Raw genomic sequence first — 13,988 nt, forward strand, 5'->3', positions numbered from 1 at the left:
TTGACCGATCTATTCCCATTCTCCGAACAGCAGACACATCCACACCACCTGCAAGATCGGCCAGGCCGCGAATGCGCTACATAGCATCCCATTGCCGAGCGGTGCTCTCCGTCGGCGCACTCGCACGAGGGAGATGATTGCGAATGGCAGCAGCAGAAGAAATGTCGGTGCGAAAATCGCGCCGTATAAGATGACGAGCTCCGCGTGAGCGGCAATGCCTTCCTGCATGACGGATTGCAGCAGCAAGAAGTACATGACGAGGAGTATAGGGGAAAACAGGGCCGACGACGCTGCCGGCGAAAAGCCTGACGAATCGATGCCAGGCCTGTTCACCCATGTCCCGATGATGATCCACCCCGACAAGAACATGACGACAAGCGGCACGCCCAGCTTCAACAGAACGTCCTGGGCGTTCATGATGCTCGTCAAATAGAGTGCCACATCAGCTCCATGCGCTGCGCCATGAGTGCTTCGATCGTCCGCGATTGATGTCGATCGATCGCAGCCTCCGTCTTAACAACATGGCGAGGCCGATGATGGATTTTGTCGTGCAGAATTCGCGGTTTGTCGTGCAGGGTTCGTGCAGAGGGCGGCTGGGTCGCGGTAAATGGCGCGGCGCGGGTTTGATCGGCGACCCGCGCGCCCCTATCTTCCCCGGAAAGGTCTGCATCCCGGGGAGACGCCATGACTACCGCCATCAGCCCGTTTCGCATCGCCGTCAGCGACGACGTCCTCGAGGATCTGCGCACCCGGCTGCGCCGGACCCGCTGGCCGGAGGCCGAACTGGTCGACGACTGGAGCCAGGGCGCGCCGCTGCAGTGGATCAGGGAGGTCTGCCACTATTGGGCCGAGACCTATGATTGGCGGCAGCGCGAGGCGCAGCTCAACCGTTTCAGCCAGTTCACGACCGAGATCGACGGGCTCGACATCCACTTCATTCATGTCCGCTCAAAGCATCCGGAGGCAAGGCCGCTGATCATCACCCATGGCTGGCCCGGTTCGGTGGTCGAATTCCACAAGGTGATCGAGCCGCTGACCGATCCGACCGCGCATGGCGGCAGCGCGGCCGATGCCTTCCACGTGGTGTGCCCGTCATTGCCGGGCTTCGGCTTCTCCGCCAAGCCGGCCGCGACAGGCTGGGGCGTCGACCGGATCGCCAAGGCCTGGGCCGTCCTGATGGAACGGCTCGGCTATGCCAGCTATTTCGCGCAAGGCGGCGATTGGGGCTCCGCGGTCACGACCGCGATCGGCGGTCAGGACGCTGCACACTGCGCCGGCATTCACATCACGCTCGCGATGTCGACGCGGCCCAATGTCGAGGGGAAGCCGACGCCGGAGGAGACCCGCGCGCTCAACGGCATCAGATACTATGCCGACTGGGATTCCGGTTATTCCAAACAGCAGTCCACCCGGCCGCAGACGCTTGGCTATGGCCTGACGGATTCGCCGAGCGGGCAGGCGGCCTGGATCCTGGAAAAATTCTGGGCCTGGACCGACTGCGACGGGCATCCGGAGAACATCCTGGGCCGCGACGAACTGCTCGACAATGTGATGCTGTACTGGGTCACCGCGACGGCCGCGTCGTCGGCGCGGCTCTACTGGGAAAGCTTTGGGCCGGGCAAGCGAACCCTCCACAGAGTGAGCGTGCCGACCGGCGTTGCGGTGTTCCCCAAGGAGATCGTCACGCCGGTCCGCAAATGGATTGAGACGAGCTTCACCAACATCCAGCACTGGAGCGAGATGCCGAAGGGTGGGCATTTCTCGGCGTTCGAACAGCCTGAGCTGTTTGTCGGTGAGGTCCGGGAGTTTTTCAGGAAACTGCGCTGACGATAGGCTAGCCGTGTAGGATGGGTGGAGCGCAGCGATACCCATCGTTCGCGCCGCGAATCTGAGTTGATGGGTATCGCTGCGCTCCACCCATCCTACGGAGGGACGTCAGCGTGCTGCTTGACCCCCGCGACGGTGACTTTGAGGACGATGCCGCCAGTCCCGAACAGCGTTCGTTGTTCGCTATCGTGGGCAGCCTTCTCGTTGAGATCAGCCCGGCGAAGCTGTTATTCGCCTGGACGGTTTCGCTTCTGGTTCCGGGCGTGCTACTCGGCCTCGCGCCGCTGGTCGCGTCCGCCTGGATTTCGGGCCTTTCCCAACACGCTCTTGCACTGTCCGAAGCGGGCGCCGTGTTGGCGCTCATTGTGATCGCGGCGTTAGGATGGCTCGGCGGGCGACCGCTGTTTCAAATCGCGGAAACCAGCTTCTGGTCACTTAACGCGCTCGCGGTCCAGCCGAGCTACGCGTTCGCGCGCGAGGCGCTGGGCCATCTGGCCGAGCTATTCTGGCACTCCGGCGCAACTCCTGCCTCCCGCATGCGGCTGCGCCGCAGTTGCTCCGTCGGCGCCGGCATACTGCTCGCTGCGGGTGCGGCATTGATCGCCGTCCTGGCCTGGCCTGCTTCGCAATGGAAGGCGACCATCAATGACCTTGTTCTGATCCATCATCTTGTGGTGCCGACGTTCGCGAACGCTGTGGTGCTGGTGTCCTGCTATCTTGCGGTGGCATCACTGGCCTGGAGTGTGGCCGACGCCAGCATGGATCAACCGGCCGACCTTGCCGGGTTCGACGCGACGCCGTCAGGAGGCCGCGTCTGGCGCGTTGCACATCTGTCCGATCTTCACGTGGTCGGCGAGCGATACGGCTTCCGCATCGAAAGCGGGACGGCCGGTCCGCGAGGAAACGAACGCTTCAATCGCGTGCTTGTCAATCGGCCTGCAAATTTGACCCCTCATCGGCGTCCAATTTTGACCCCTTCGTGCGGCGGGCTTTGCTGGTAGCGCTCGTCTCGTCGGAGCTGGCCGGGATAGCGGAGGCGAGACGAGCGCGGGTGGCGTGATCGTCGTCTCGGCTCTTGAACCGCCAGCTATCGTTGCCGGTCTCGACAATGTCGCAGTGATGGGTCAATCGGTCGAGCAGCGCTGTGGTCATTTTGGCGTCGCCGAACACGCTCGGCCATTCGCCGAAGGCGAGATTGGTCGTCACGATGACGGAGGCGCGCTCATAGAGCCGGCTGACGAGGTGGAAGAGGAGCTGGCCACCGGACTGGGCGAAGGGCAAATAGCCGAGTTCATCCAGCACGATGAAGTCCATCCGGGTCAGATGCTCGGCGAGCCGTCCTTGCCGTCCGTTGCGGGTCTCGGTCTCGAGGCGATTGACGAGGTCGACTACGTTGAAGAAGCGGCCGCGGGCACCGGATCGGATGCAGCTTCTGGCGATGGCAATGGCCAGGTGGGTCTTGCCTGTGCCGGTGCCGCCAACCAGCACGACATTGCGTTGCTGGGCGATGAAGCCGCCGCTGGCGAGATCATTGACGAGAGTCTGATTGATCGGCGTGCCGTCGAACTGGAAGTCGGCGATGTCCTTGGCAAGCGGCAGCTTGGCAATGGTCAGCTGGTATTTGATCGAGCGGGCCTGCTTCTCGTTGATCTCGGCGTTAAGCAGGTCGCCGACAATGCGCTGAGGTTCGTGCTGGCGCTTGACGGCAGTTGCCATGATCTCGTCGAAGGCAGCCTTCATGCCGTAGAGCTTGAGCTCGCCCATGAGGTCGAAGATTTGGGTTCGTTCCATCAGATGGTCCTCCGGAGGTTGTCGTAGCGGGCACAATCGGCGATCGGTGCATGACGGAGCGTCAGTGCGGCCGGCGTCATGATGTTGGCCGGTGGGGCGGGTTCACGTTGACGGGCCAGGATGTTGAGCACGACATCGGCGGAATGGACGCCATGACCGAGCGCTTCGGCACAGGCCGCTTCCACCGCGGACAGACCGTCAGTCAGCACCGCGGTGAGGATGTCGACCATCTGCCGATTGCCATCGTCGGTGCTGGCAAGCTTGCGCCGGATCCGCTCGATCGCGGCCGGCAGCACCCAGTCTTTGAAGGGAGCGCCGTTGCGCAAGGCACCGGGTTTGCGAGCCAGCACCGGCACATAGTGCCAGGGATCATAGGTCGTCTCGCCGCGGCCAAAGGATCGCGGGTGCTCGGCAACGATGCGTCCATCCTGACGGATCACGATGCGGTCGGCATAAGCCTGGACTTCGACCGGCCGTCCGACTGCGCTGGCTGCGACCGAGTACTTGTTGTTGTCGAAGCGCACCAGGCAGGTCTTCGAGACCGATGCCGTCACCGCATGGAAGCCGTCGAAGCGGCCGGCATAGGGAACGAGCTTGGGACGCTCGGCTTCGAACACTTCCCAGATCGTCTGATCGACCAGCTCCGGGTGGCGATGAGCCTTGGCGTAGGCGATGCATTTGTCGAGCAGCCAGGCGTTTAACTCGTCGAGGTTTTTGAACCGCAGCCGCGGCGTGAAGAAGCGCTCCCGGACCAGCCCGACCTGGTTCTCGACCTGCCCCTTCTCCCAGCCCGACGCCGGCGTGCAGGCGACCGGATCGACCAGATAGTGGCTGCACATCTGCAGGAAGCGGCGATTGTAGAGACGCCCTTTACCGACGAAGATCGTCTCTACGGCGGTCTTCATGTTGTCGTAGATGCCGCGGGTGCAGGTGCCTTTGAACAGAGCGAACGCCCGGTCGTGGGCGTCGAACACCATCTCCTGCGTCTCCCGCGGATAGGCCCGCACGAACAGCATGCGGCTGTGACAGAGCCGGACATGGGCGGCCTTCACCATCACCGTGGTCCCGCTCAGCAAGACCACCTCGTGGCTCCAGTCGAACTGGTAGGCTTCGCCTGGGGCAAAGCTCAGCGGGACATAAGCCGCCGCGGTCGATTGCCCGCGTTCTTTGCTCCACCGCCTGGCGTAACGCCGCACGGCATCGTAACCGCCGTCGTAGCCGCGGCCGCGCAGCTCTTCGAAGATCCGGATCAACGTCAGCTGTTCACGAGCCGATTTGGCCGCGTTCGCCGCCAGCAATCCGTCAAGCTCTACTGCCCATCGTCCCAGCTTTGGCCGCGGCTGCACCTGCCGCTCGTACTCGAAGGAGGTCTCTCCCGACCTCAGCACCTTCCGGACCGTGTTCCGCGACACCTTCAGGTCACGGGCGATCTCCTTGATCGTCTTGCCCTTGATGAAGTGCTCGCGCCGGATCCGGGCAATTGTCTCCACGATCAGCATCCCCCACCACCTGCTTCGTTCCAAAGCAGGCAGCGCAACAGATCAATCTGTAGGGGGTCAATTTTGGACGCCGATCCCCCGGCTTAGGGGGTCAATATTGCAGGCCGAATGACAGCGTGCTGGCTCGGCTTGCCGAAATTCACGCCGTTGATCCGCTCGACCAAGTGCTGATCAGCGGCGATATGACCGATGCCGGCCGGCCCGGCGAATGGGCGGAATTTCTCGATGCATTGGCAGGTCATCCCGACCTTGCCGCACGCATCATCATGCTTCCGGGGAATCATGACGTTAACGTCGTGGATCGCGCCAATCCCGCGCGTCTCGACCTGCCGTTCAGCCCAAGCAAGCGGCTGCGGCAGATGCGTACGCTATCGGCAATCGCGGCGGTCCAGGGTGATCGCGTGCGCGTCATCGATGGTTCCGGCAAGCCATCGGCGACGCTGAACCAGGCACTGGCGCCCTCCTATGATCGGATCACGCAATTTGCGCAGCACGGGGGCGTGCGCCGCGCAGCGGCGCTCCGCGGCCTGTTCGATGATCAGTTTCCAATGATCGTGCCGCCGGACGGGGACGGCGGCCTCGGGATCGCCGTTCTCAACTCCAACGCCGAAACCCACTTCTCCTTCACGAACGCGCTCGGTTTGGTTTCGGAGGCGCAAACGCGGCGATTGGAGGCTGCGATCCGTCATTTCCCGACGGCGTACTGGACCATCGCCCTACACCATCACCTGATGGAATATCCCATGCCGGTGAAGACGTTCGCCGAGCGCATTGGGACGGCGTTGATCAACGGCAGTTGGTTTGTGCGCAGGCTGCAAAGGTTTTCCGACCGCTCGGTTGTGATGCACGGTCACCGTCATATCGATTGGATCGGTACATGTGGTGCATCGAAGATCGTCTCGGCCCCGTCGCCGGTGATGGGGGCCGATGATGCAGCCAGCTATTTTTACATCCACAGAATGATGGTCGGGCCGGACCGGAAGCTCTGCCTCGCCGAGCCCGAGCGGGTGGAGATTGCCAAGAGTTAGCAGGCTGTTGAAGAAGTCGCTGGCGAAGCGGTTTAGATCGTGATTCCCTAGGATCTGGGCGTGGCGGGGGATTGCGATGCGAGGAAGCGACGAGCGGTCTGGCGCGCTATTCAGTTATATTGACCTGGAGGCTCGGGTTCGCGCCGACCACCCGCTACGGGTGATCAGGGAGCTGGCGAATGCTGCGCTGAGCGATCTGTCAGGCGAGTTCGGCAAGCTCTATACGGACTTCGGCCGGCCCTCGATTGCGCCAGAGAAGTTGCTTCGGGCGATGCTGCTGCAGGCGTTCTATGGGGTTCGCTCGGAGCGGCATCTGATGGAACGAATGGAGTTCGATCTTCTGTTCCGCTGGTTTGTCGGACTTGGGGTCGACGATGCGGTTTGGGACCATTCAACCTTCTCGAAGAACCGGGATCGGCTGCTTGAAGGCGAGATTGCGGCCAAGTTCTTAAACGCGCTTTTGGCGCAGCCGAAGGTGAAGCGTTTGCTGTCAAGCGATCACTTCTCAGTGGACGGCACGCTGATTGAAGCCTGGGCTTCGATCAAAAGCTTCCGGAGGAAGGGCGGCAGCGACAAGGACCATGACGGTCCGGGACGCAATGCCGAGCGTAGCTTCCACAAAGAGAAGCGATCCAACGAGACCCATGAGAGTACGACCGATCCCGAGGCCCGGCTCTACAGGAAGGGCGACGGCCAGCCGGCCAAGCTCTGCTACATGGGCCATGCGTTGATGGAGAATCGCAACGGTTTGGCGATTTTAGGCGGGGTGAGCCAAGCGACTGGCACAGCCGAACGGGAGGCCGCGCTCGCTATGATCGACGGGCGTGGATCCGCGAAACGGATTACTCTCGGAGCGGACAAAGCCTACGATGTCACCCAGTTCGTGTGCGACCTGAGAGAGCGGTCAGTCACTCCGCATATCGCGATCGACGGACATCTGAGCAAGACTGGCAAGCCACGCAAGACGGCGGTCGACGCCCGCACCACGCGTCACGCCGGCTATGACATCAGCCAGCGCTGCCGCAAACGCATCGAAGAAGTATTCGGCTGGATCAAGAGTTCCGCCGGTCTCGCCAAAATCAAGCTGCGCGGCCGTGCGCGTGTGGACGCCGCCTTCACACTTGCGCTGGCAGCTTATAACCTCATTCGCCTGCCCAAGCTTCTGACGGCGCCGGCATGAGCATCCGGGGTCGATGGCGCGTCGTCGAGACCCCGGGCCACGCACGAGATCGGCGGCGAATTCGCCTTCGATTGCCTCACGGGCTCCATCCACGGCTCCTTGCGACAGCGATGCCGTCCAGTTCAGTTGGGAAGGAAACGACGAAATGGAGCCAGCCGGCGGTGATGGCTGGGCCGAACTGCAGGATAACGGATCGCTCGAAGGTGAAATCTGCCTCGTCAACGGCGACGACATCCCATTCATCGCACGTCGTTCCGACATTTCTTCAACAGCCTGCTAGTCCTACTGCGTCACAAACGATGATCTGTCTAGTGGTCGAACTTGATCGCACAACAAGGACATCTCGACAGCGTTCGGACGAGCCCATGTTCGAGGCGCCGTCGCATCGTCGCGATCGAATTTGGAATGTGACGTTGGGTCCGCAGCGGCAAATCCGCGGGGTCTGTAATCTGCGGGAATGCGATCGAGCAGGATCGGCCGGGCGTGCCGAGTGCCTGAGGGGGGAATCGTCTCCCGCTCGGAGATCAGGAATCCGTAGGCTGCGATGCACATTGTTGCGTGATGATGAAAGCCGCGCCAGCCGCGTCCCTCGAAGTGGCCGAGCCCGACCTCCTGCTTGAGTTCCTGATAGTCGCGTTCGATGCGCCAGCGCAATTTAGCCGTCTCAACGAGAGTCCGGAATGCCACATCCTCCGGCAATGTCGAGAGCCAGTATTTGGTAGGCTGGTCCTCGCCTTTTGGCCATTCGATCAGCAACCATTCCTCCAATCGCCGGGTGGTTTGCCAATAATCACGATGCGCGGCACGGACCCGCACGCGGGCAAAGCGCGAGGTCAGCTTTTCGTTCGTTCCTTGCCGCCACGTGATGGTGCGCCAAGCTTTGGCCGGCAGGCCGATCGCGAGCGCCTTGACGGCGGCCGGCTGATGCTGACGGTTGCGGCGCATCAGTTTCGGTGGACGGCCGCGGCCCGACCATGGCTTCGGCGGCAAGGGACCGGTACCGGGCGCCCATACCGTTGTGCTCGACAGAAGACCCGCCACATAGGTCAATCCCAGCGCCGTGATCTCCGTGCGCAGGTCGCTGTTATTGCCATAGCCCGCGTCCATCAGTACGACACCGCGTGGAAGGCCGCTCGCGCAGGCCCACCGCAACTGCTCCAGCGCGATCTCCGGCTTGGTCCGGAAGCCAACTTCGGCAGGAATGCCCACCTTGCGCCGCCGATCGCAGTCCTCAGTCCATTCCTTCGGAAGATAAAGGCGATAAGCGACAGGCAGGCTGGCGTGGTGGTTGGCAATCGACAGTGACACCGCCACCTGACAATTATCCTGCTTGCCGAGCTGCCCGCAATATTGCCGTGCAACTCCAACTGAATGTCGGCCCTGCTTGGGAAATCCGGTATCGTCGATGATCCAGGCTTCGATGGGGCCCTGGCGTTCAATCGCCGGCAGGACCATCTCACGTACCTTGCCCAGCACCTTCTCATCCGACCAGGCGCCGCTGCCGACGAAATGCAGCAGCGATTGATGCTGGGCGGCCGTCCGTTCCGGAGCTGTCACCGCCGCCATCGACTCCACGCTCTTGCGACCGCCACAGGCCATCAGGCCGACGCAATAGTCGCGCAGCGGCGCCTTCCGATCAGCATGACCGATGACACTGGCAAGCCCTTCCAAATACGTCGCAAATCGCTTCTCGCTCGTCTTGGTGCCACGCCCGCTCATGTCGGCCTCTCGACTGATGGTCCGTGCTTCATCCATCGCTGATTCTGGCCGGCGGTTTTGTGACTCAGTCAGACTAGAGCGTTTTCGAGCGAAGTGGATACCGGTTCGCGTGAAGAAGACGCGTCAAAACAAGAATCTAGAGTCGTTCCGATTCCATCGGAACGGCTCTAGGCCGTTTTCGGCTTGTCTTCGTGTGATCCGCCGAAGAGATCGGCGATCCAAGCGGCCGGGGGATACTCGGCGCAGAAGGTCAGAATAGCGAGCGTGATCGGCACGCCGATGAAGGTCCCGAACAGGCCCCAAAGCGAGCTCCAGAAGAAGATCGCAAACAGAACCAGAAACGGCGAGATCGACAACGTCGAGCCGGCCACCCGCGGTTCGATATAGCTGCCGACCACGAACTGGATGACGTTGAGACAGGCGAACACACCAAACACCGCAGGCCAACTGTCGAACTGCGTCATGGCCAGCAGGGTGGGGAACAGCGTCGCGATGAAAGGGCCGATGAAAGGAATGTAGTTGAGGACAAAGGCGATCACGCCCCATTCGAAAGCGAATGGCAGTCCGGTCACGGCAGCGAACAGGCCGACCAGCAGACCGGTGACCGCGCTCATTTGCGTCCGCACCAGCATATATTTGCGGAACTTCGCGGCCGTGGCTTTGCTCCCTTGAGCAAGACGCGCGCAGCTGTGCGATTCTCCAGCCGCCCAATTCGTCGACCAGCGTCCTCGACCTCGAGAAGTCCCAGCACGACATAGACCAGCGCGATGAGCCAGAAACTCAACGTGGTGTTGATGCGACCCGTGACATATTGAGTGGTGCGCAGCAGCCAGCCGACATTGAAGTGCTCCGCCCAAAGGCCGGCGAATGAGACGCCATGGCCGTCCAGCCACATCACTGCGGCGTCGTAGAAGGCCTGATACCGCGCCGCGTCCGCAATCAAATTGCGCCCGACGCGGCCGAATCCCCATGCCGCCAGCGAAGCAAACGCGACGCAGGTTGCAGCCGTAACAACGACCGTAATGGCGAGCGCGAGGAGTTTCGGCAGCCACGACTGAAGCCGCTTCTGAACGGGCCAGACGATCGCAATGATGAACAGGGCGGCCGCAAGCGGGGCGAGCACACTGCGCGCCTGGGCCACCGCCGCAGTGACCAGCACCACGGCGATGATGCCGGTCGTGATCTTCAACCCGCCACCCATCTTTGGATTCTCCCAGAACACAAAGATTGTCAGTCTGTCTCGCAGTGCGACGAGGCCGGCACCTCCGTCAAGCTGACGGAGACCTCGCGAAAGGTACGACCCATCGCAAGTGTGCCATGTTCCTACGTACGTTGCCAGATGCGCAGGACCGCGGCGATCGCCAGGCGTGTGCAATTGAAATCGGAAGGGAAGATCAAACATTCAACCGTCGGCGCGCGGTGCGGATCGTCGGTCAGCGCTGCGGCTGCCCTGACAACACTACTCCGCGAGGTCGCCGACGAACTGCCTGACGTTATCAAGCACCGCTTGCCGATCGCCGGCGAAAGCCCAGTGATCGGCGCCGTCGAGCTCGACGAATCGCGCGTGTGGGATGTTGTCGGCGAGATGTCTCCCGGCACCGATGCGGACGGCGCGGTCGCCGCGGCGGTGCAGCACCAGGGTCGGAACGGTAACCCGCCCCAGAAGATGTCGCACATCCGTGTCGCGCAGCGTCTCCAGCACGCCCCTGATGGCGCCAGGGCTTGAGGCCGCACGAAGCAGGCCGGCCCACCAGGCCCTCGCCTTGGCATCGCCGGCCAGACTCGGCGCAAAAGTTTCGATACCGGCAGGGCCGCCCCAGGCCGAAACGAGCTGCTGCAGCCACGCATCATACTGGTCGGCGTTCAACGCATGCGGATAGTCGGGCGCGGCACTTCCCTTCGCGAGCGAAGCGAACAGGATTAGTCCGGCGACGCGGTCGGGATGATCGGCGGCGAACCTGATGCAGGCCGGTCCGCCTTCGGATGCGCCGAACAGCACGACCCGGCGCGAGCCCGTGGCATCAAGCACGGTGCGGATGTCCTGCGCAGTTGCCTCGGCGTTGGGGGTGAACCCGACCCGGTCAGACAGGCCGACGCCACGGCGATCAAGCAGGACGAGACGGCCCATCGCCGCAAGCGAGGAAAGGAAGGCTCGGCACCTTGCGTCCTCCCAGACCCGTTCGACATGAGACACGAAGCCGGGCAGCATCAGAACGTCGGTGGGCCCTTTGCCATAGGTCTGGAATGCGAGATGCACGTTGCCTCCGCTGACATATTGCGTCGTCGGCGGCTCCGCGGCGCCGGCCTCGAGCAGCGCGCTGGTCTCGGCTTCGGGCGCCACGTCGAGTTCGTTGCGCAGACGCTGCGTCAGCGCCTTGAGCTGGCGCTCGGCCGCGGCCCTGTCGCCCCCCAGCAGGAGATTGCGGATGAAGTGGCGGGAATAGATTTCGCTGAGCGGATCGAGTGCCACCAGACGGCCGGCATGTGCGGCGGCGAAGGCATAGTCGCCCGCCGCGTGCTTCTCCTGCACAACCCGCTCGAGCGCCTGGATCGCGCGGCCGCGCAAGGCCTCTCTTCGAAAGAACGCCCATTCGTCGAATTGCGGACAATCGCCGGGCGAGAAGCCGTCGAGGAAATCGGCTTGATAGAGACCGCAGGCGCGCTCGAACTCGCCGCGATCGCAAGCCTGTTCAAACAGGCGTGAATCGATGTCCAGTTTGATCCCCGCCGATAATCGAACTGTGGATCTGTCGGATGCGATGACATCGCCGAGCGCGAGCTGCAGGCGATGCAACAGCCGACGCAGCCGGGCTCTTACCACCTCGGCGGGGCTTTCCGGCCACGACATGGTCGCAATCGCATCGCGTCCGACCGGGCCTTTCGCCTCAGCCAGATAGACCAGCAGTGCAAGTCCCTTGCGCAGCGCCACCGGGCGCAGGCGGTCATCACAACGAACCTCCGGAAATCCGAGCGTCCGGACGCTGAACGAAGCCATACCGATGCGATCTTCGATGAAGGCGTCCGGGGACGCTCAGGGGACGCCGCGATGCTAGCACCGGGGGCATTGCGCCGCCACCTTCTGGAGAAACGTCATGACCGGACGCGCCGTCGCCCTCATCTATGGCCTCGCGAGCTACCTCGTCTTCTCGGTTTCATTTGCCTATGCGCCGGCCTTTATCGGCAATTTTCTTGTCCCGAAGACGATCGATGTCGGACCGGACAGCGGGTTAGCGCAAGCGCTCGCGATCGACGCGATTTTGCTCAGCGTATTCGCGATCCAGCACAGCGTCATGGCGCGTCAAGCCTTCAAGCGCTGGTGGACGCGCATCGTCCCGGCTTCCTGTGAGCGCAGCACCTATGTGCTGATCTCGAGCTTTCTGCTGATCCTGATCTTCTGGCAGTGGCGTCCGATCGTCGCGACAGTCTGGCGCGTCGAGGGCTGGCCGGAAGTAATGCTGACATCAATCTTCTGGATGGGCTGGCTGATCGCGCTGATGTCGACATTCCAGATCGACCATTTCGAGCTGTTTGGATTGCGCCAGGTCGTCGACGTGCTACGCGGAGCAGCCGATCGCATGCCTGCGTTCAAGACGCCGCTATTGTACCGGCTGGTCCGTCACCCGCTGATGCTGGGTCTGTTGCTCGCCTTCTGGGCGACGCCGCACATGACCGCCGGGCATCTGTTGTTTGCCGTCGCGACCACCGGCTACATCCTTATCGGCGTCAGGCTCGAGGAACGGGACCTGGTTGCGCAGTTCGGCGCCAGCTACGAGCAGTATCGCCAACGCGTTCCGATGCTGCTGCCGCGTCTTCCTGGCGGTGCCCCGATCGCTCCAGAAACCCGCCACGGAGGCTGATATGCGCGCCATTGTCTGCAAGGCCTTCAAAGGTATCGAAGACCTGAGCTTCACCGAGATCGCCGAACCGCGCCCGGCAGCAAACGCGGTTCTCGTCGATGTCCATGCCGCGTCCGTCAGCTACATGGACTATCTGATGAGTTGCGGCGGCTATCAGATGCGGCCGGCTCTTCCCTACGTACCGGGAACGGACGCTGCCGGAATCGTGCTGGCTTGTGGTGACCGGGTCACGCGCTTCCGGCCCGGCGACCGTGTCAGTTGCGGAAACTGGTTCGGTGCATTTGCGGAGCGGATGGTTGCCAGGGAGAGCAGCGTCGCATTGCTGCCGGCCAACGTAGATTTCACCGTGGGGTCAACAGTGCTGCACACCTATCTCACGGCCTGGTACGCCCTGATCGAGCGGGCGCGCCTGCAGGCGGGCGAGACGGTGCTCGTGACGGGCGCTGCCGGCGGAGTTGGTCTCGCCTGCGTCGAGATGGCGCATTTGATGGGCGCGCGGGTCATTGCCGTCGTGGGCAGTGCTGCGAAGGCGACCATAGTGCGCGCGCATGGCGCTGCCGAGATCGTCGACCATTCGCGCGAAGATGTGCGTGAACGTGTGAAGGCTCTTGCGGGGGACAAGGGCCTCGACATTTGCGTCGACAATATCGGCGGTGCGCTGTTCGCGACCCTTGCAAGGTTTATGGGCTGGAACGGTCGGCTGCTCCCAATCGGATTCACCAGCGGCGAAATCCCGTCGCTCGCGATGAATCTGCCTCTGCTCAAGAACTATTCGGTCGTCGGCGTCTTTGTCGGCGCCTGGATGGAGCGTTGTCCGGAACAAGCGGCCCGCGCGACGGAAGCCGTCATGGCATGGGTCGGCGAGGGCAAGCTGCGGCCGCAGGTCGACCGGGTGCTTCCGCTCCAGTGTGCCGGCGAGGCGATGAGCCTGGTTGCGAACCGGCGCGCGATGGGGCGAATTGTGCTGCAGGTCAGACAAGACCTTTGACCGATCTCTGCGCGAACTTCGTAGAATGGGTGGAGCGCAGCGCTACCACCAGGCCGCATCGGAGGCTGGAACGACGGGTATCCCTTCGCTCCTCCATCC

General features: G+C 62.7%; 11 protein-coding genes and 2 pseudogenes. 7 read left to right on the forward strand and 6 right to left on the reverse strand.

Features of this window, described 5'->3' with window-relative positions:
• Window positions 1–9: 9 nt before the first annotated feature.
• Window positions 10–441 carry a hypothetical protein gene (locus tag HAP54_RS26930; RefSeq protein WP_166305420.1) on the reverse strand — a complete coding sequence of 144 codons (432 nt, stop codon included), beginning with the start codon at window positions 439–441 and terminating at the stop codon, window positions 10–12.
• 243 nt (window positions 442–684) lie between these two features.
• Between HAP54_RS26930 and HAP54_RS26935 the strand changes: the two genes are divergently transcribed.
• Both HAP54_RS26935 and HAP54_RS26940 read left to right on the forward strand, forming a co-directional pair.
• A complete protein-coding gene (locus HAP54_RS26935) occupies window positions 685–1,827 on the forward strand; it encodes an epoxide hydrolase family protein (protein ID WP_166305423.1) in 1,143 nt (380 codons plus the stop codon).
• 113 nt (window positions 1,828–1,940) lie between these two features.
• Complete coding sequence (locus HAP54_RS26940) at window positions 1,941–2,828, forward strand: hypothetical protein (RefSeq protein WP_175619491.1); 888 nt, start codon at window positions 1,941–1,943, stop codon at window positions 2,826–2,828.
• Here the strand turns inward: HAP54_RS26940 and istB are convergent.
• Together istB and istA are read right to left on the reverse strand one after the other, a co-directional pair.
• A complete protein-coding gene (gene istB / locus HAP54_RS26945) occupies window positions 2,755–3,618 on the reverse strand; it encodes an IS21-like element helper ATPase IstB (protein ID WP_166294386.1) in 864 nt (287 codons plus the stop codon). The genes HAP54_RS26940 and istB overlap by 74 nt on opposite strands.
• An 8-nt stretch (window positions 3,619–3,626) precedes the next feature.
• Window positions 3,627–5,117, reverse strand: a pseudogene (gene istA / locus HAP54_RS26950) (IS21 family transposase); the annotation flags it as partial.
• Window positions 5,118–5,233: 116 nt separating this feature from the next.
• Here istA and HAP54_RS26955 point away from each other — a divergent pair.
• The 3 genes from HAP54_RS26955 to HAP54_RS26965 all read left to right on the forward strand — a co-directional run bounded on the left by HAP54_RS26955 (window position 5,234) and on the right by HAP54_RS26965 (window position 7,605).
• Window positions 5,234–6,145 (forward strand): metallophosphoesterase family protein, encoded by a 912-nt coding sequence (locus HAP54_RS26955; protein WP_224741770.1) that lies wholly within the window; start codon window positions 5,234–5,236, stop codon window positions 6,143–6,145.
• Window positions 6,146–6,221: 76 nt separating this feature from the next.
• Window positions 6,222–7,325 (forward strand): IS5 family transposase, encoded by a 1,104-nt coding sequence (locus HAP54_RS26960; RefSeq protein WP_166294692.1) that lies wholly within the window; start codon window positions 6,222–6,224, stop codon window positions 7,323–7,325.
• 145 nt (window positions 7,326–7,470) lie between these two features.
• A complete protein-coding gene (locus tag HAP54_RS26965) occupies window positions 7,471–7,605 on the forward strand; it encodes a hypothetical protein (RefSeq protein WP_283843061.1) in 135 nt (44 codons plus the stop codon).
• Between the two features lie 2 nt (window positions 7,606–7,607).
• Here the strand turns inward: HAP54_RS26965 and HAP54_RS26970 are convergent, their stop codons facing one another.
• The 3 genes and pseudogenes from HAP54_RS26970 to HAP54_RS26980 form a co-directional block, all read right to left on the reverse strand.
• The gene (locus tag HAP54_RS26970) at window positions 7,608–9,044 is read right to left on the reverse strand and encodes an IS701 family transposase (protein ID WP_166306603.1); all 1,437 of its coding nucleotides are present in this window, start codon (window positions 9,042–9,044) and stop codon (window positions 7,608–7,610) included.
• A 167-nt stretch (window positions 9,045–9,211) separates the two neighbouring features.
• Window positions 9,212–10,245, reverse strand: a pseudogene (locus HAP54_RS26975) (AI-2E family transporter).
• Window positions 10,246–10,503: 258 nt separating this feature from the next.
• On the reverse strand, window positions 10,504–12,039 hold the full coding sequence (locus HAP54_RS26980; RefSeq protein ID WP_175619492.1) for an alpha/beta hydrolase: 1,536 nt from the start codon (window positions 12,037–12,039) through the stop codon (window positions 10,504–10,506).
• Window positions 12,040–12,136: 97 nt separating this feature from the next.
• Between HAP54_RS26980 and mddA the strand changes: the two genes are divergently transcribed.
• Both mddA and HAP54_RS26990 read left to right on the forward strand, forming a co-directional pair.
• Window positions 12,137–12,901: a methanethiol S-methyltransferase gene (gene mddA / locus HAP54_RS26985; protein ID WP_166305426.1), complete on the forward strand. Its 765-nt coding sequence runs from the start codon at window positions 12,137–12,139 to the stop codon at window positions 12,899–12,901.
• Window position 12,902: 1 nt separating this feature from the next.
• On the forward strand, window positions 12,903–13,889 hold the full coding sequence (locus HAP54_RS26990) for an NADPH:quinone oxidoreductase family protein (protein WP_166305429.1): 987 nt from the start codon (window positions 12,903–12,905) through the stop codon (window positions 13,887–13,889).
• Window positions 13,890–13,988: the final 99 nt, after the last annotated feature.

It is taken from the genome of Bradyrhizobium sp. 2S1 (genome assembly GCF_011516625.5).
Taxonomy (GTDB): Bacteria; Pseudomonadota; Alphaproteobacteria; order Rhizobiales; family Xanthobacteraceae; genus Bradyrhizobium; species Bradyrhizobium septentrionale.

Bases quoted from the DNA above. Each gene is read 5' to 3' on its own strand.
- HAP54_RS26935 (WP_166305423.1), top strand. From the start codon at position 685: ATGACTACCGCCATCAGCCCGTTTCGCATCGCCGTCAGCGACGACGTC.
- istB (WP_166294386.1), bottom strand. From the start codon at position 3,618: ATGGAACGAACCCAAATCTTCGACCTCATGGGCGAGCTCAAGCTCTAC.
- HAP54_RS26960 (WP_166294692.1), top strand. From the start codon at position 6,222: ATGCGAGGAAGCGACGAGCGGTCTGGCGCGCTATTCAGTTATATTGAC.
- HAP54_RS26965 (WP_283843061.1), top strand. From the start codon at position 7,471: ATGGAGCCAGCCGGCGGTGATGGCTGGGCCGAACTGCAGGATAACGGA.
- HAP54_RS26970 (WP_166306603.1), bottom strand. From the start codon at position 9,044: ATGAGCGGGCGTGGCACCAAGACGAGCGAGAAGCGATTTGCGACGTAT.
- HAP54_RS26980 (WP_175619492.1), bottom strand. From the start codon at position 12,039: ATGGCTTCGTTCAGCGTCCGGACGCTCGGATTTCCGGAGGTTCGTTGT.
- mddA (WP_166305426.1), top strand. From the start codon at position 12,137: ATGACCGGACGCGCCGTCGCCCTCATCTATGGCCTCGCGAGCTACCTC.
- HAP54_RS26990 (WP_166305429.1), top strand. From the start codon at position 12,903: ATGCGCGCCATTGTCTGCAAGGCCTTCAAAGGTATCGAAGACCTGAGC.